This is a genomic window from Nonomuraea aridisoli (assembly GCF_003236395.1).
In the GTDB taxonomy this organism is placed as follows: Bacteria; Actinomycetota; Actinomycetes; order Streptosporangiales; family Streptosporangiaceae; genus Nonomuraea; species Nonomuraea aridisoli.
Genome location: NZ_POUD01000223.1, coordinates 1 through 15,422, shown reverse-complemented (window position 1 = coordinate 15,422; position 15,422 = coordinate 1). Strand labels below are relative to the sequence as shown.

13 protein-coding genes and 1 pseudogene are annotated in these 15,422 nt (G+C 72.9%); 10 read left to right on the top strand and 4 right to left on the bottom strand.

All coding sequences use genetic code 11. The features are described from left to right. From C1J01_RS36040 to C1J01_RS36030, 3 genes and pseudogenes are all read left to right on the top strand, one after another. Nucleotides 1-1,125, top strand: a pseudogene (locus tag C1J01_RS36040) (hypothetical protein); the annotation flags it as partial. A gap of 56 nt (nucleotides 1,126-1,181) precedes the next feature. After that, the gene (locus tag C1J01_RS36035; RefSeq protein ID WP_111183444.1) at nucleotides 1,182-2,111 is read left to right on the top strand and encodes a glycosyltransferase family 2 protein; all 930 of its coding nucleotides are present in this window, start codon (nucleotides 1,182-1,184) and stop codon (nucleotides 2,109-2,111) included. Nucleotides 2,112-2,114: 3 nt separating this feature from the next. Then, the gene (locus C1J01_RS36030; RefSeq protein WP_111183443.1) at nucleotides 2,115-3,179 is read left to right on the top strand and encodes a glycosyltransferase family 4 protein; all 1,065 of its coding nucleotides are present in this window, start codon (nucleotides 2,115-2,117) and stop codon (nucleotides 3,177-3,179) included. On the opposite strand, the gene C1J01_RS36025 is transcribed toward C1J01_RS36030, so the two are convergent. Further along, the gene (locus C1J01_RS36025) at nucleotides 3,080-4,063 is read right to left on the bottom strand and encodes a lysylphosphatidylglycerol synthase transmembrane domain-containing protein (RefSeq protein WP_111183442.1); all 984 of its coding nucleotides are present in this window, start codon (nucleotides 4,061-4,063) and stop codon (nucleotides 3,080-3,082) included. The genes C1J01_RS36030 and C1J01_RS36025 overlap by 100 nt on opposite strands. Nucleotides 4,064-4,126: 63 nt before the next feature. Here C1J01_RS36025 and C1J01_RS36020 point away from each other — a divergent pair, with 63 nt between their 5' ends. Beyond that, a complete protein-coding gene (locus C1J01_RS36020) occupies nucleotides 4,127-4,954 on the top strand; it encodes a class I SAM-dependent methyltransferase (protein ID WP_111183446.1) in 828 nt (275 codons plus the stop codon). Between the two features lie 28 nt (nucleotides 4,955-4,982). Here the strand turns inward: C1J01_RS36020 and C1J01_RS53255 are convergent, their stop codons facing one another. Then, nucleotides 4,983-5,111 carry a hypothetical protein gene (locus C1J01_RS53255; RefSeq protein WP_268958770.1) on the bottom strand — a complete coding sequence of 43 codons (129 nt, stop codon included), beginning with the start codon at nucleotides 5,109-5,111 and terminating at the stop codon, nucleotides 4,983-4,985. 88 nt (nucleotides 5,112-5,199) lie between these two features. Here C1J01_RS53255 and C1J01_RS36015 point away from each other — a divergent pair, with 88 nt between their 5' ends. From C1J01_RS36015 to C1J01_RS35990, 6 genes are all read left to right on the top strand, one after another. Continuing rightward, nucleotides 5,200-6,057 carry a lysylphosphatidylglycerol synthase domain-containing protein gene (locus C1J01_RS36015; protein WP_235854896.1) on the top strand — a complete coding sequence of 286 codons (858 nt, stop codon included), beginning with the start codon at nucleotides 5,200-5,202 and terminating at the stop codon, nucleotides 6,055-6,057. A 92-nt stretch (nucleotides 6,058-6,149) separates the two neighbouring features. Beyond that, nucleotides 6,150-7,265: a glycosyltransferase family 4 protein gene (locus tag C1J01_RS36010; protein WP_111183440.1), complete on the top strand. Its 1,116-nt coding sequence runs from the start codon at nucleotides 6,150-6,152 to the stop codon at nucleotides 7,263-7,265. Between the two features lie 32 nt (nucleotides 7,266-7,297). Then, the gene (gene manB, locus C1J01_RS36005; protein WP_235854895.1) at nucleotides 7,298-8,377 is read left to right on the top strand and encodes a mannose-1-phosphate guanylyltransferase; all 1,080 of its coding nucleotides are present in this window, start codon (nucleotides 7,298-7,300) and stop codon (nucleotides 8,375-8,377) included. Between the two features lie 39 nt (nucleotides 8,378-8,416). Further along, on the top strand, nucleotides 8,417-9,310 hold the full coding sequence (locus C1J01_RS36000; RefSeq protein WP_111183438.1) for a DNA-3-methyladenine glycosylase family protein: 894 nt from the start codon (nucleotides 8,417-8,419) through the stop codon (nucleotides 9,308-9,310). 52 nt (nucleotides 9,311-9,362) lie between these two features. Then, complete coding sequence (locus C1J01_RS35995) at nucleotides 9,363-11,915, top strand: bifunctional FO biosynthesis protein CofGH (RefSeq protein ID WP_111183437.1); 2,553 nt, start codon at nucleotides 9,363-9,365, stop codon at nucleotides 11,913-11,915. A 55-nt stretch (nucleotides 11,916-11,970) separates the two neighbouring features. Further along, entirely contained in the window at nucleotides 11,971-13,680 is a 1,710-nt protein-coding gene (locus C1J01_RS35990) for a substrate-binding and VWA domain-containing protein (protein WP_235854894.1), read from the top strand. A gap of 43 nt (nucleotides 13,681-13,723) precedes the next feature. Here the strand turns inward: C1J01_RS35990 and C1J01_RS35985 are convergent, their stop codons facing one another. Both C1J01_RS35985 and C1J01_RS35980 read right to left on the bottom strand, forming a co-directional pair. Continuing rightward, the gene (locus C1J01_RS35985) at nucleotides 13,724-14,404 is read right to left on the bottom strand and encodes a lytic polysaccharide monooxygenase (RefSeq protein WP_111183435.1); all 681 of its coding nucleotides are present in this window, start codon (nucleotides 14,402-14,404) and stop codon (nucleotides 13,724-13,726) included. An 80-nt stretch (nucleotides 14,405-14,484) separates the two neighbouring features. Continuing rightward, nucleotides 14,485-15,422, bottom strand: a 938-nt coding sequence (locus C1J01_RS35980; RefSeq protein WP_111183445.1) for a coenzyme F420-0:L-glutamate ligase, incomplete at its 5' end; no start/stop codon positions are given.

The following is a 15,422-nucleotide window of genomic DNA, read 5'->3' as shown; positions in this document are numbered from 1 at the left end:
GGTACGGCCGGGCTCGGGCTGGTGGGGGCCTACGAGCTGGCCCGGCCGTACCTGATGTACCTGTCGGGGTCGGTCCGGCCGTTGTTGTTCATCTGCGCCGGCGTCCTCGTGCTCACCCTCGTCGGCACGCTCGCCGCGCCGTGGCTGGCCCGGGTCCGGCTGCCGGCCTGGGCTCCGGCGGCGGGCGCGGGCCTGGTGGTGGTCCTCATGGCCGGCCTGTACGCCCGCCCGTGGTTCCAGACCGTGATCCGCGTGGCGGACAACCCGGGCGACGTCCGCACGGCCGAGATGATCCGGCAGATCCAGCGCGCGAACGGCCTGCCCATCGACGGCGACCGCCTCTACTTCGAGAACTCCCTGCACTGGGTCGTCTGGTACGTCGGCCTGCCCGCCGTCGTGCTGGCGACGATCGCCGCCGCCGTGCTGCTGCGCAGGCTGCTGCGCGACGGCACGCCGTTCGCCTGGCTGCTGCCGCTGGCGGTCGTCGGCTGGACGACCGTGACCACGCTCGTGCGCCCGGAGATCACCCCCGACCATCCGTGGGCCGCCCGCCGCCTGGTGCCCATCGTGATCCCCGGGATGGTGCTGCTGGCCGTCCAGGGGGTGGCGATGCTCCGCGACCGGCTGCAGCGGCGCGGCCCGAGGACGCGGAAATGGGGGACGGCGGCGGCGGTCCTGCTGGTGCTCGTGCCGCCGGCCGTGACGTCGATCGGCACCGCGTTCACGCCGATCGAGCGCGGCGAGACGGCGGCGGTCCGGGCGATGTGCGACCGGCTGCCGCGCGACGCGTCGGTGTTGTTCGTCGAGCGGGTCACCGGCGACCGGTTCACCCAGGTCGTGCGCGGCATCTGCGGCCGTCCCGCGGCGGAGGTCAGGCGCCTCGCGGGCTCCGACACCGCGCCGGAGGACCAGGTGCGCCGCCTCGCGGAGCGCGTGCGCGCGGCGGGCCGCGTCCCGGTCGTGCTGGGCGCCGAGGAGGGGCAGGTCGCGCCGTACGGACGGGCGACCCAGGTCATGGCGCTGGTCACCCGCCAGGACGAGCGTTCCCTGGTGGAGGCCCCGAACGGCACCTGGACGCTGCGGATGAACGTCTGGATGGCCCCGGTCGAGCAGCACGGCGGGTAGCCTCGAGGAGTCGATGTGAGCCCGGTTCGCGGCCGGGCAGAGTACCCTCGACCCCCGTGAGCACGCTTGAGACCTCCAAGAGTGGACCCGACGTGGAAGAAGCGCCGTACGTCACGATCGTCCTGCCCTGCTACAACGAGCAGGACCACGTCATCGACGAGGTGGAGCGCATCACGAAGGCGATGGACTCGAGCGGCTACACCTACGAGCTGGTGGCCGTCGACGACTGCTCGACCGACGAGACCCTGGCCCGGCTCAAGGAGGCCGCACCCCGCTACCCCCGCCTGCGCATCCGCGCCTTCCACCGCAACGGCGGCTCCGGCACCGTGCGCCGGATCGGCACGCAGGAGGCCAGGGGCGAGATCGTCGTCTGGACCGACGCCGACATGTCCTATCCCAACGAGCGCATCCCCGAGCTGGTGCAGCTCCTCGACAAGGACCAGTCGATCGACCAGGTCGTCGGGGCGCGCACGAGCGAGGAGGGCTCCCACAAGCTGCTGCGGGTGCCGGCCAAGTGGGTGATCAGGAAGATCGCCGAGATGCTGGCCGGGCAGAAGATCCCCGACCTCAACTCCGGGCTGCGCGCGTTCCGCAAGCAGGTGGCCCGCCCCTATCTGCGGCTGCTGCCCCCCGGGTTCTCCTGCGTCACGACGATCACGCTGTCGTTCCTGATGAACCAGCACGACGTCTACTACCTGCCGATCGGTTACGCCAAGCGGGCCGGCAAGTCGAAGTTCAGCTTCATCTCCGACGCCTACCGCTACATCCTGCAGGTGCTGCGGATGATCATGTACTTCAACCCGCTCAAGGTGCTCATGCCCCCCGCGCTCTGGCTGGTCGGGATCGGGCTCGCCAAGGGCGTCTACGACATGGTCAGGACGCCGTTCTACTTCCCCGCCAACACCGTCATGATCTTCCTGTCCGGGCTGCTCATCGGGTCGGTAGCGTTGCTCGCCGACCTGATCGTGCGCTCGCGGGGCGACTGATCGATGCGCGTCGCGATCGTCGGCCCGACCTACCCGTACAAGGGGGGCGGGGCGCAGCACACCACCGAGCTGGCCCACCGGCTCGCCGCTCAGGGCCACGACGTGGTCATCGAGTCGTGGCGGGCGCAGTACCCGTCGTTCCTCTACCCGGGGCAGCAGACGATCTCCGCGCCCGAGGGCACGCCGTACCCGAAGACCGTGCGCCGGCTCGACTGGCGGCGGCCCGACGGGTGGGTGGCGGCCGGGCGGCGGATGCGCGCGGCCGACCTGGTGGTGCTCGCCGTCCTGAGCCCCGTGCAGGTCCCCGCGTACCTCGGCATCCTGTACGGCCTGCGCCGCCTGGCCCGGACGGTCGCGCTCTGCCACAACGTGCTGCCGCACGAGCGCAAGCCGTACGACGAGCCGCTGATGAAGGCGCTGCTCAAGCGGGTCGACGGCGTGCTGACCCACTCCGAGCAGCAGGCGGGACTGGCCCGCGGGCTCACCCGTGGGCCGGTCGGCGTGGCCGCGCTGCCGCCGCACCTGCCCTCGACCTCGGTTGACAGGCCCGCTCACGCGGTGCGCCGGCGGCTGCTGTTCTTCGGCATCGTGCGGCCGTACAAGGGGCTCGACCTGCTGTTGCGGGCGTTGCCCGAGGGGGTCTCGCTGACGGTCGCGGGCGAGTTCTGGGGCGGGCTCGACGAGACCGAGGCGCTGATCGACGAGCTCGGTCTCGGTGACCGGGTGGAGCTGCGGCCCGGCTACGTGCCGGCCGACGAGGTGCCGAAGTTGTTCGCCGCGGCCGACGCGCTCGTGCTGCCCTACCGCAACGCCACGGCCAGCCAGAACGTCTGGCTCGGCCACGAGCACGGCGTGCCGGTGATCGCCACCCGCGTGGGCGCGCTGGCCGACCACGTCACCGACGGCGTCGACGGGCTGCTGGTCGAGCCGGGCGACGTCGGCGCGCTGCGCGCGGCCATCGAGCGGTTCTACGCCTCCGGGGAGCCGGAGAGGTTGCGGTCGGGGGTCAAGGCGGTCGATCCGGAACCGTTCTGGTCGGCGTACACCGAGGCGCTGCTCGGGCCCTGACGATCGACGCGACGGTCGGCGCGACGGCCGAGCAGGAACGCGATGCCCGCGGCCGCCGCGTCGGCCAGCGTGAACGCCAGGCGCGACACGATCGCCACGGCCAGGGCGGCGGGCGTGCCGATGACCGGGCCGAGCACGAGCACCAGCGCGCCTTCCCTGACGCCGACCCCGGCCGGGACCACGACCGTGAGGATGCCGGTGGCCCAGGCGAAGGCGTAGGCGCCGGTGCCGATGACGTAGAGACCGGAATCGCCCGCGAGCAACATGATGTGCACGCCGTAGACGAGCCAGCCGAGCGCCGTCCAGGCGACCGCGACGACGACCGTGCGGCCGGGCAGCACGCTCTCCAGCGGCTCCTTGCGGGCCACGCGCAGCGCCAGGTTGAGCCCCCAGGTGAGCACCTTGGGGTGCAGGCAGATGATGATCGCGGGGACGAGCAGCACGAGATACCACGCCTCGCGCACCGCCTCCAGCCGCCCCAGGGTGGCGGCGGCGACCGAGATCGCCACGCCGAGGCTGATCACCAGGCCGAGCGACATCGTCGCGAACGTGCGGCGCGGCGGGCTGCCGTGGTCGCGGCCGAGGTCCATCGTGGCCGCGTACGCCCACACCGCGCCCGGGATGTACTTCCCGAGCTGCCCCACGAACATGATCCGCCCGGCGATCCGCAGCGGCACCCGCGTGCCGAGCCCGGCGAGGATCTCGCGCCAGGCGACCAGCATGAAGAACTGGCCGAGCAGCACCGCGGCGAACGCCCCGAGCACCGCCCACGGCGACATCGCGCCCACCGCCGCGGTGGTCTCGTTCCAGGTGCTCGCCAGGCCGTAACCGAGGAACCCCAGGGCGACCAGGGCGAGGAGGACGCGCAGCAGCCGACGCAGCATTGCGTCAGGCTACCGAAGGGTGATGGACCTCGGATCGCCTTCGGGGTCGGTACGGTGGGGGCCGTGGTGAAGCAACGGGTCGCGCAGCTCGAATACTCCGAGTTCCAGTCCGCCATGCTCGACGAGGACAAGCGCAGGCGGAAGGCAGCGAAGATCATCGCGGTGCTCGAACACTTCCGCGGCCCGCTGGACGGTCTGACCGTGGGCGACGTGGGCTGCTCGGCCGGGTTCATCGCCGACGAGCTGGCGCGGGCCGGGGCGAAGCGCACGCTGGGCGTCGACATCGACGTGCCGGGGCTGCGCAGGGCCGCCGACCGGTTCGGCGACCGGGTGGCGTTCGTGTGCGGCGACGGCACGGCGCTGCCGTTCCCCGACGGCTCGATCGACGTGCTGGTCTTCAACCACATCTACGAGCACGTGGTCGACCCCGACGCGGTGGTGGCCGAGATGCACCGGGTGCTGGCCGACGACGGCGTGCTCTACCTGGGGCTCGGCAACCGGCTCGGGATCATGGAGCCGCACTACAAGCTGCCGTTCCTGTCGTACCTGCCGCCCGGGCCCGCCGACCGCTACGTGCGGGCCTTCGGGCGGGCCGACCACTACTACGAGCGGTTCCGTACGCGGCGCGGGTTGCGGAAGATGTTGCGGGCCTTCCACGTGTGGGACTACACGTTCCCCGTGCTGGCCACGCCGACGAGGTTCGCCGGGGGAGAGCTGTTCCCCGGGGTGGTGGGCAAGGTGGTGAAGGCCGTGCTGGGGCGGGTGCCGCGCGGCGTGCTGCGGCTGCTGCTGCCCCTCGTGCCGACGTACCTGTGGGTGGCGACGAAGACGCCGCGGCGGCCGGTGGGCGCGGCGCTGCCGCAGCCGCCTGAACGGGTGCGCCCGCTGTGAGCACCGGCCCCTCCGGCAAGGCGGGCCCTCACCAGAGCACCGGCGACCAGCCCAGCGCCCCCGCGGACGACACGCCGGGCGGTCCCGCGAGTCCTGTGAGCGACACGCCGGGCGGTCCTTCGAGCAGCTCGGCGGGTGATCTGGCGGGCGGTCCCATGAGTGGTTCGGCGGGGGAGCGTGGCCGTCCTGGGAGTGAGCCGGCCGGCGACTCCGCGGGGGCTTCGGCGGTCGGGCGGCGGAAGGGCGTGCGCAGGGTTCTGCGGAGCGGGTTCCTGGTGGCCGCGCTCGGCTTCGGCGGATGGGCGGTGGCCAGGGAGTGGGACGCCGTGGCGGCCGGGTTCGCCCGGCTGTCCTGGCCCGCACTGGCCGGGTCGCTCGCCGTCGTGGTCGCCGCGCTGCTCGGCGCCATGCTCACCTGGCGCACCCTGCTGGCCGACCTCGGCTCCCCGCTCCCGCCGCGCCCCGCCGCCAAGGTCTTCTTCGTCGGCCAGCTCGGCAAGTACATCCCCGGCGCGGTCTGGCCGGTCCTCGCCCAGATGGAGATGGGCCGCGACCTCGGCGTGCCGCGTTCGCGCAGCGCGGCGGCGTTCTTCCTGATGATGCCCATCCAGCTGGCCACCGGCCTGCTGGTCACCCTCGTCACCCTCGGCTGGGACCGGTACGGCTGGCTGCTGCTGTTCATCCCGCTGCTGCTGGTCCTGCTGGAGCCCCGGGTGATCAACGCGGTCATCGGCCAGGCCCTGCGCCGGCTCGGGCGCGAGCCGCTCGAACGCCCCCTCACCCGGCGCGGCATGCTCACCGCGCTCGGCTGGGCGCTGGCCGGCTGGGCCGCGTACGGCGTGCACCTGTACTTCGTCGCCCCCCAGGGCGGGCTGCTGTTCGCCGTCGGCGCGTTCGCGCTGTCGTGGTGCCTCGGCATCCTGACGTTCGTCGTCCCGGCGGGGGCGGGCGTGCGGGAGGTCGCCATGGTGGCCGTGCTGGCACCTCAGCTCGACCAGGGAGCCGCGATCGCGGTGGCCCTTTCGTCCCGCATCGTCATCATCGTGGGGGATCTGATCTGCGCAGGATTGGCCGGAATCGCAGCACGTCGCGACTCAGTGTGATTTGGCGCACGTTTTAGGGGAGGCTGGTCATAAGGTGAACTTCAGAGGGGGACGTCCGGTCCCGCGTTGATCTTGAGGGGAGAGATCTTCGTATGCCTCGAGTGCTCGTCGACGCGGCGGCGGTCCCCGCCGACCGCGGCGCCTTGACACGATATGTGCACGGACTCGTGGCCGGGCTCCACAGGGCCGGAGCCGACCTGGCGGTGGTCTGCCAGCGCGCGGAGGCCGATCTCTACCGGCGGCTCGCGCCCTCGGCCGAGGTCATCCCAGGCCCGGTCTCCCTCACCAACAGGGCCGCCAGGCTCGCCTGGGAGCAGACGGGGCTGCCGCTGCTCGCCCGGCGGGCCGGTGCCGGCGTGATCCACGCCCCCTACTACTCCATCCCGCTCGGCTCCGGCCTGCCGACCGTGGTGACGGTGCACGACGTCACCTGGTTCACCGAGCCCGACCAGCGCAGCCCCCGGGCGTCGTTCTTCCGCTCGGCCACCCGGACGGCCGTGCGACACGCCCGGCGGGTCATCGTGCCGTCGAAAGCCACGCGCGACGAGCTCGTCCGGGTGCTGGCCGCCGACCCCACCCGCATCGACGTCGCCTACCACGGCGTCGACCTGGCGCAGTTCCACCCGCCGAGCGAGGAGGAGGTCCGCCGGGCCTCGACGCGCTGCGGGCTGCACGGCCGGCCGTACGTGGCCTTCCTCGGCGCGCTCGACCCGCGTAAGAACGTTCCGAACCTCATCCGCGGCTTCGCCGCCGCGGTCAAGACGCTGGAGAACCCGCCCGCGCTGGTGATCGGCGGCGGCGTGCACCAGTACGACGTCGACGCCGCCTGCCGCGAGGTCGAGGCGACGGTCAAGGTGGTGCGGCCCGGCTATCTGGGGGCCTCCGACCTGCCCGGGTTCCTCGGCGGGGCGCTCGTCGTGGCCTTCCCCTCACGCGGCGAGGGGTTCGGGCTGCCGGTGCTGGAGGCCATGGCGTGCGGCGCGCCGGTGCTCACCACCCACCGCACCTCGCTACCCGAGGTCGGCGGCGACGCCGTCGCCTACACCGAGCCCGACGCCGACAGCATCGCCGCGGCGCTCGGGCAGCTCCTGGCCTCGCCCGGACGCAGGGAGCAGCTGCGGACGGCGGGCCTCGCCAGGGCCCGCGAGTTCACGTGGGCCGCCTCGGCCGAGGCGCATCTCAGCTCCTATCAACGCGCGATCGAATAGTTCGGTAACCTCACGGAGTGATGGAGAGCTCTTTGCCAGGCCTCGAGGCGATCCTCCTGGTGGGGGGGCAGGGCACACGCCTGCGTCCGCTGACACTGGGCACGCCCAAGCCGCTGCTGCCGACCGCCGGTGTGCCGTTCCTGGCCCACCAGCTGGCCCGCGCGCGATCGTTCGGCGTGCGCCGGATCGTGTTCGCGACGTCGTACAAGGCGTCGATGTTCGAGCCGGTCTTCGGCGACGGGGCGGCGTTCGGGCTCTCGCTCGAGTACATAACGGAGACGACGCCGCTCGGCACGGGCGGGGCGATCCGCAACGCGGCCGAGGCCCTGACGTCCGGCCCCGACGACCCGGTGCTGATCCTCAACGGCGACATCCTGAGCGGTCACGACATCGGCGAGCAGGTGAGCCTGCACCGCGCGCGCGAGGCCGCTGTAACGCTCCATCTGACAGAAGTGGACGATCCCACGCGGTTCGGCTGCGTGCCGACCGACGAGAGCGGCCGGGTGACCGCGTTCCTGGAGAAGACCCCCAACCCGGTCACCAACCGCATCAACGCCGGCTGCTACGTCTTCACCCGCTCGGTGATCGACTCGATCCCGCGCGGCGAGGTCGTGTCGGTGGAGCGCGAGACGTTCCCCGGGCTGATCGAGTCGGGCGAGCTCGTCCTCGGCTACGCCACCCGCACCTACTGGCTCGACGTCGGCACGCCGGCCGCGTTCGTGCGGGGCTCGCGCGACCTGGTGCTGGGCCGGCTGGCCTCGCCCGCGCTGCCCGGGCCGACCGGCGAATACCTGGCGCTCGACGGCGCCCGCGTCTCGCCGGAGGCCAAGGTGCAGGGGGGCACCGCGGTGGGCGCCCGCTGCGTCGTCGAGGCGGGGGCCTCGGTGGTCGGCTCGGTGCTGAGCGACGACTGCGTGATCGAGGCGGGGGCCTCGGTGATCGACTCCGTGGTGGGTCAGGGGGCGCGCGTCTGCGCCGGCACGGTGGTGCGCGACGCGGTGATCGGGGACGGGGCGATCGTGGGGCCGGGCAACGAGCTCCAGAATGGCGTACGCATCTGGCCGGGGGTCGAGCTGCCGGAGCGGGCGCTGCGTTACTCCAGCGACGTCTGACTCCTTCCAGTGCCGAGCAGGCGGCACACTTGACGGGTGATGGAGCGCAGGTGGGTCCCGGACGGGCCGCTCGACGTGGGCCTGGCCCTGCAGCCCCACAGGCGCGGCAGCGGTGACCCCACCTGGCGCCTGGGCGCCGACGGCGCCGTGTGGCGCACCTGCCGCACCCCTGACGGGCCCGGCACCCTCCGCGTGAGCGTCGCCGGCGGCGCCGTGCGCGGGCAGGCGTGGGGGCCGGGGGCCGAATGGGCTCTGGAGACGCTGCCGGCGCTGCTGGGCGCCGACGACGACCCGTCGGGGTTCAGCCTCAGGCACGACGTGCTCGCCGAGGCCGCGCGGCGCCATCCCGGCCTGCGGATCGGGCGTACCGGCCGGGTCATGGAGGCGCTCGTGCCCGCCGTGCTGGAGCAGAAGGTCGTCGGCCGGGAGGCGTGGCGGGCCTGGCGCTGGCTGCTCACCCGCTACGGCGAGCCCGCCCCCGGTCCCGCGCCCGCGGGCATGCGGGTCGTGCCCGAGCCCGCCGTGTGGCGGCAGATCCCCACCTGGCACTGGCACCGCGCCGGGGCGGAGGCCGTACGCGCGCGGACGATCGCGACCGCCGCCTGGCACGCCGCCAAGCTGGAGGCCGCCGCCACCACCGAGGAGCTCGACCGGCTGCTGCGCGCGCTGCCCGGGATCGGCGTGTGGACCTCGGCCGAGGTGCGCCAGCGCGTCTTCGGCGACGCCGACGCCGTGAGCGTGGGCGACTTCCACCTGGCCAAGCTCGTGGGTTACGCGCTGACGGGGGAGAAGACCGACGACGACGGCATGCTGCGGCTGCTGGAGCCGTACGCGGGGCATCGGCACCGGGCGACGGTCCTGGTCTGGCTGAGCGGCCGGCGGCCGCCCGCGCGCGGCCCACGCATGCCCGCCCGCGACTACCGGGCCTTCTGAGGCGCGGGGACTGGGTGCGTGCCGCGAACTCAGCCCTTTGTAGTGTGCGTTCATGAGTTCTGACTCCGCGCTCCGCCGCGCGCTCGCCCGTGCCAGGGACGGCAAGACCCTCGACGTCACCGAGGCCACCGTGCTTCTGGGGGCGCGCGGCGAGCACCTCGACACGCTTCTCGACCACGCCTCCCGCGTGCGCGACGCCGGTCTGAACGCCGCCGGGCGCGAAGGGATCATCACCTACAGCAGGAAGGTGTTCATCCCGTTGACCCGGCTCTGCCGGGACCGTTGTGGTTACTGCACCTTCGCGACCGCGCCGCACAAGCTGCCGGCGGAGTTCCTGAGCCCCGACGAGGTGCTGGAGATCGCCCGGCAGGGGGCGGCGATGGGGTGCAAGGAGGCGTTGTTCACGCTGGGCGACCGGCCCGAGGACCGCTGGCACCAGGCCAGGGAGTGGCTCGACGCCCACGGCTACGACGACACGCTGTCGTACGTGCGGGCCATGGCGATCAGGGTGCTGGAGGAGACCGGGCTGCTGCCGCACCTCAACCCGGGGGTGCTGGGCTGGCGTGACTTCCAGCGGCTCAAGCCGGTGGCGCCGTCCATGGGGATGATGCTGGAGACGACGTCGCGGCGGTTGTTCGAGGAGAAGGGGCAGCCCCACTACGGCTCGCCGGACAAGGACCCGGCCGTGCGGCTGCGCGTGCTGGAGGACGCCGGGCGCACGAACGTGCCGTTCACCACGGGCATCCTCATCGGCATCGGTGAGACGGTGCAGGACCGCGCCGAGTCGCTCTTCGCCATCCGGCGGGTGGCCCGCGAGTACGGCGGCATCCAGGAGGTCATCGTCCAGAACTTCCGCGCCAAGCCCGACACGGCCATGCGCGGCCTGCCGGACGCCGACCTGCAGGAGCTGGCCGCCACCATCGCGGTCGCCCGCCTGCTGCTCGGCCCGCGCATGCGCATCCAGGCCCCGCCGAACCTGGTCGACTCCGAGTACGCGCTGATGATCCGGGCCGGCATCGACGACTGGGGCGGGGTCTCGCCGCTGACCCCCGACCACGTCAACCCCGAACGGCCCTGGCCGCAGATCGACGATCTGGCGGCGCGGACGAGCGAGTCGGGGTTCCAGCTCCGCGAGCGTTTGACGATCTATCCGGAATATGTGCTGGCCGGCGAGCCCTGGCTCGACCCCCGCCTGCTCGCCCACGTCACCGCCCTGGCCGACCCGCGCACCGGCCTGGCCCGCGAGGACGCCGTCCTGGAGGGCCGCCCCTGGCAGGAGCCCGACGGCGGCTTCACCGCCTCCGGCCGCGTGGACCTGAACGTCGAGGTCGACACCGTGGGCCGCACGAACGACCGCCGTGACGACTTCGACCACGTCTACGGCGACTGGGACGCGCTGCGCGAACGCCTCGGCGCGGTGGCCGCCGCCACCCCGAGCGACGTGCGCCAGGCGCTCAGGCGGGCCGAGGCCGACCCGGCGGGCCTGACCGACGCCGAGGCCGTCGCCCTGCTCGGGGCCGAGGGCGAGGCGCTGGACCAGCTGGCCGCCATCGCCGACGCGCTGCGCAAGGAGGCGGTCGGCGACGACGTGACGTACGTCGTCAACCGGAACATCAACTTCACCAACGTCTGCTACACCGGCTGCCGCTTCTGCGCGTTCGCCCAGCGCAGGACGGACGCCGACGCGTACACGCTGAGCCTGGACCAGGTGGCCGACCGCGCCGAGGAGGCGTGGGCGGCGGGCGCCACCGAGGTGTGCATGCAGGGCGGCATCCACCCCGACCTGCCCGGCACGGCGTACTTCGACATCGCCAGGGCCGTCAAGGAGCGGACGCCCGGCATGCACGTGCACGCGTTCTCCCCGATGGAGGTCATCAACGGCGCCTCCAGGACGAACCTGTCGGTCCGCGACTGGCTGGAGGCGGCCAAGGAGGCCGGCGTCGACTCGCTGCCCGGCACCGCGGCCGAGATCCTGGACGACGACGTGCGGTGGGTGCTCACCAAGGGCAAGCTGCCGGCCAAGGAGTGGATCGAGGTCATCACCACGGCCCACGAGGTCGGCATCCCGACGACGTCCACGATGATGTACGGCCACGTGGACAACCATCTGCACTGGGTCCGGCACATCAAGCTCATCAGGCGGCTGCAGGAGCAGACCGGCGGCTTCTCGGAGTTCGTGCTGCTGCCTTTCGTGCACACCAGCGCGCCGATCTACCTGGCGGGTGTGGCCCGGCCGGGCCCGACGGCGCAGGAGAACCGCGCGGTGCACGCCCTGTCCAGGATCCTGCTGCACGGCGCGATCAAGAACATCCAGTGCTCGTGGGTCAAGCTCCAGGACGACCTGTGCCGCCAGGTGCTCCAGGGCGGCGTGAACGACCTCGGCGGCACGCTGATGGAGGAGACCATCAGCCGGATGGCCGGCTCGGAGAACGGCTCGTACAAGACCATCAGCGAGCTGCGCGCGATGGTCGAGGTCACCGGCAGGCCGGTCCGCCAGCGCACCACCGAGTACGGCGTCCCGAGCGAGGAGCGGCTGCGCGCCTCGGCCGCCAGCGACGGCGTCTGTCAGAGCGTCAGGCGAGTGCTGCCGCTGGCTCGGCCGTAACCTGGGTGCTCGCCGGGCTTGCGTCCGGTATGAGAGGCATTGGGGAGGTTCGCTCTTGCGGTTCGGTCGGCACCGTGCCGCGCCGTCCCCTGAGCGGCGGCGCAGGAAGGCGCTGGGGCGCGGCATGCTGGCGGGCCTCGCGTCCGTGGCGATCGTCGCGGCCGGCGCCGTCGTGTTCGTCGGCGGCGGCGCGGTGCTCTGCGGCACGCGGGAGCCCGTGCTGGTGGACGTGGCCGCCGCCGTCGACGTGGCGCCCGCGGTCATGGAGGCGGCGGACCGGTTCAACGAGACGGACACCGCCGTGGGCGGCCGGTGCGTGCTCGTCCAGGTGACCGAGCAGCCGCCCGCCACGGTGTTACGCACGCTGATCGGCGAGCGGGCGGGCGTGCTGAGCGAGCGGCCCGACGGGTGGATCACCGACTCCTCGGCCTGGATCCGGCTGGCCCGGCAGCGGGGCGCGAGCGCGCTGCCGGCGCAGGAGAGCGTGGTGGCCACCTCGCCGCTGGTCTTCGCCACCCGCTCGTCGCTGGCCAGGCGCTTCTCCGTGGGCGGGACCGAGATGAACTGGCGGATGGTCTTCCCCTCGACCGTACGGGGGCGGCTGACGCCCACCGAGGACGAGCCCGACGTCGTCCGTGTGCCGGACCCGTCGCTGGCCGGGGCGGGCATCGCGACCGTGGCCGCCGCCCGTGACGTCGTCGGCGCCGGGCCTGACGCCGACAAGGCGCTGACCGCGTTCGTCCGCTGGGCGCAGGCCGGGTCGGCGCCCGACTACCGCAGCATGCTGGCCGCGGTGGACGACCACACGTTCTGGCGGCGGCCGGTCGTCATCGTGCCCGAGCAGTCGGTGTGGCAGCACAACCTGCGGCCCTCCGGTGACCCCGTGGTGCCTCTGCACCCGCGCGAGGGCACGATCACCCTCGACTACCCGTACGTCGTCACCGCCGCCGATCCCGGCGTCGCCGAGGCGTCGGCCGCCTTCGCCGACTGGCTGACCGGACAGCAGGCCCAGGAGATCGTCCGCCGGGCTGGGTTCCGATCCGGCGACGGCCGGCTGGGGCCGCTCTCGCCGGGCCCCCTGATCCCCGCCCAGCCGCCGAGGACCAGGACCTCGGTGACGCCGCAGGACATCGACGAGGCGCTGCGGGCATGGAGCCGCCTGGCCCCGCCGACCAACATCCTCGCGCTGGTCGACACCTCCAGGCACATGGCGAAGCCGCTGGGCGTCGCGCTGGACGCGGCCAGGATCGGCCTGCGGCTGTTCCCCGACTCCACCCGCATGGGCCTGTGGGAGTTCGCCGACAAGGCGGGCGGGATCAGGGACCACCGGCAGCACGTCGCCCCCGGCCCGGTCGCCGAGCCGGAGCGCCGGGCCCTCGTCGAGGAGACGCTCGGGACGCTGCGCGCCCACGCCAAGCGGGACAGCTCGCTCTACGACGCCGTGCTCAGCGGTTTCCGGGCGGTCTCCGGCGACTACCGCCCGGAGATGAACAACACGCTGCTCGTCATCACGGCGGGCCGCGACGACGGCCGCGGCACGAGCCTGACGCGGCTCCTCGACACGTTGCGGCGCGAATGGGACCCCGAGCGGCCCGTCCAGATCATCGTCATCGCGTTCGGCTCGGACGTCGACCGCGCCGCCCTGTCGCAGATCACGTCGGCCACGAACGGCTCGCTGCACGAGGCCGGGAAGCCCGACGAGATCATCGACGTCTTCCTCGCCGCCCTCGCCCGCCGCCTGTGCCACCCGACCTGCGAGGCGTGAAAGGGGCGCCCTGCGCCGAGGACACCCCTCTCACGGGGTCAGGTCAGGCGCGCTGCCAGAGCGCGGGGACGTTCGGCGGCTCCCACCCGGCGAGGGCGGTGTGCGCCTGGAGGCAGCGGTAGGTCACGCCGTTGTAGGTGACGGTGCTGCCCGCCGTGTACGCCGTGCCGGCCCGCCACGTGCCCGACGGGACGGTCGGGTTCGGGTTTCCGCCGCCGCCGATCTGCAGGTCGATGCAGGAGTAGAAGGCGTTGGCGGTGTCGGAGATGTTCCAGATCGCGAGCACCTTCTGCCGGCCCGAGTAGCCGGAGAGGTCGACCGTGTGGGAGACGGTCTGCGGCGGCTGCTGGCCGTTGCCGTTGAAGACGGCCACCCGCGTGTTGCCGATGTAGTACTCGTAGTTGAGCGTCGCGTGCCGGGCGGTGAACGTCCAGGTGAAGGTCACCCGGTTTCCCACCGACGCGGCCGGCCACGGCTTGCTCTCGTCGCTGAGCTGGGCGAACTGCGGGATGTTGGCGTGGCAGTTGCGCAGCCCCTTCGGCCCTTCGACGCTCTGCGGCTCGTAGACGATGTTGCCGCAGTCGGGCACCTTGCCCGCCGCGCAGTTGGCCTGCCGGCTCGCGGGCGCGTTGACGTAGCCGTGGGCGAACGCCGGGGTGGTGTTGAACACCGTGGTGGCGAACGCGATCGCCGCCACGGCGCCCAACGTCAGAGTCCTTCTCATTGAAGCGGCTCCTTCACATGGGGGGATGCCCCAAATGTAAAGGAAAGTTTCCTAACGGTAAATGGCCGCCTGACTGCGCGTCAGCGCGTGACGATGAAGTCGGCCGCGTCGCGCGGCGCCCGATCGCGCGGCGGCGCGGCGGCGTGCCCCACGGCCACGCAGCCCATCGGGTCCCACGTCTCGGGCAGGTCGAGCACCTCGCGGACGACCGGGCGGCAGAACATCGTGGACGACACCCACGCCGACCCGAGCCCCTCGACGGCGAGCTGGACGAGGAAGTTCTCGACGCCCGCACCCGTCGCCACCACGAACATCTCCCGCTCCGAGGCGTTGCGCCGGTCGTCGCGGTAGGTGTGGGAGCCCTCCATGACCAGGCACGGCACGACCAGGTAGGGGGCGTTGCGCAGCACGTCGCCGCGCCTGACCCGCTTGGCGATCGACTCCTCGGAGAACCCGTCGCCGCGCAGGTCGGCGATCCACGCCTCGCGCATCGCGTCGAGCAGCTTCGTGCGGGTCGAGGCCGACTCCAGCAGCACGAACCGCCACGGCGTCGTGTGGTGCGGCGCGGGCGCCGCGATGCCGGCCGCCACCGCCCGGCGCACCGCCTGCGGGTCGACCGGCCGGTCGGAGAACTCCCTGATCGTACGGCGGGCGAAGACGACGTCACGGGAGCCGTAGCGGAACAGGTCTTCGTCGGCCGGACGCACCAGCGGCCTGACCCCGGGCCCGTCGTCGTCGGTCACCAGGTGGGCGAGGCCGCGCACGATCGCCACCGGCACCCCGGAGAGCTTGCCCTTGACCAGCTCGGCCGCGCTGGCGATCTCGTCGGCCAGCGCCGTCACCGTGGCGCTCAGCGGGTTGCCGTACGTGTCGGACGTGCCGCGGAAGTCGTCGAGCGGGCGCACCCCGGCCGCGCCGATGGCCACGTCGGTCAGGCCGTTGCGCCACGGCCGCCCGAACGTGTCGGAGACGATCACGCCCACGCGCCCGACCGCACGAGTGCCATCGAGGAGGAGAC

Coding starts and splice junctions, on each gene's coding strand:
- C1J01_RS36010 (WP_111183440.1), top strand. CDS start 6,150: ATGCCTCGAGTGCTCGTCGACGCGGCGGCGGTCCCCGCCGACCGCGGC.
- C1J01_RS36000 (WP_111183438.1), top strand. CDS start 8,417: ATGGAGCGCAGGTGGGTCCCGGACGGGCCGCTCGACGTGGGCCTGGCC.
- C1J01_RS35995 (WP_111183437.1), top strand. CDS start 9,363: ATGAGTTCTGACTCCGCGCTCCGCCGCGCGCTCGCCCGTGCCAGGGAC.
- C1J01_RS36025 (WP_111183442.1), bottom strand. CDS start 4,063: ATGCTGCGTCGGCTGCTGCGCGTCCTCCTCGCCCTGGTCGCCCTGGGG.
- C1J01_RS53255 (WP_268958770.1), bottom strand. CDS start 5,111: ATGGGACCGCCCGCCAGATCACCCGCCGAGCTGCTCGAAGGACCGCCC.
- C1J01_RS35985 (WP_111183435.1), bottom strand. CDS start 14,404: ATGAGAAGGACTCTGACGTTGGGCGCCGTGGCGGCGATCGCGTTCGCC.
- C1J01_RS36030 (WP_111183443.1), top strand. CDS start 2,115: ATGCGCGTCGCGATCGTCGGCCCGACCTACCCGTACAAGGGGGGCGGG.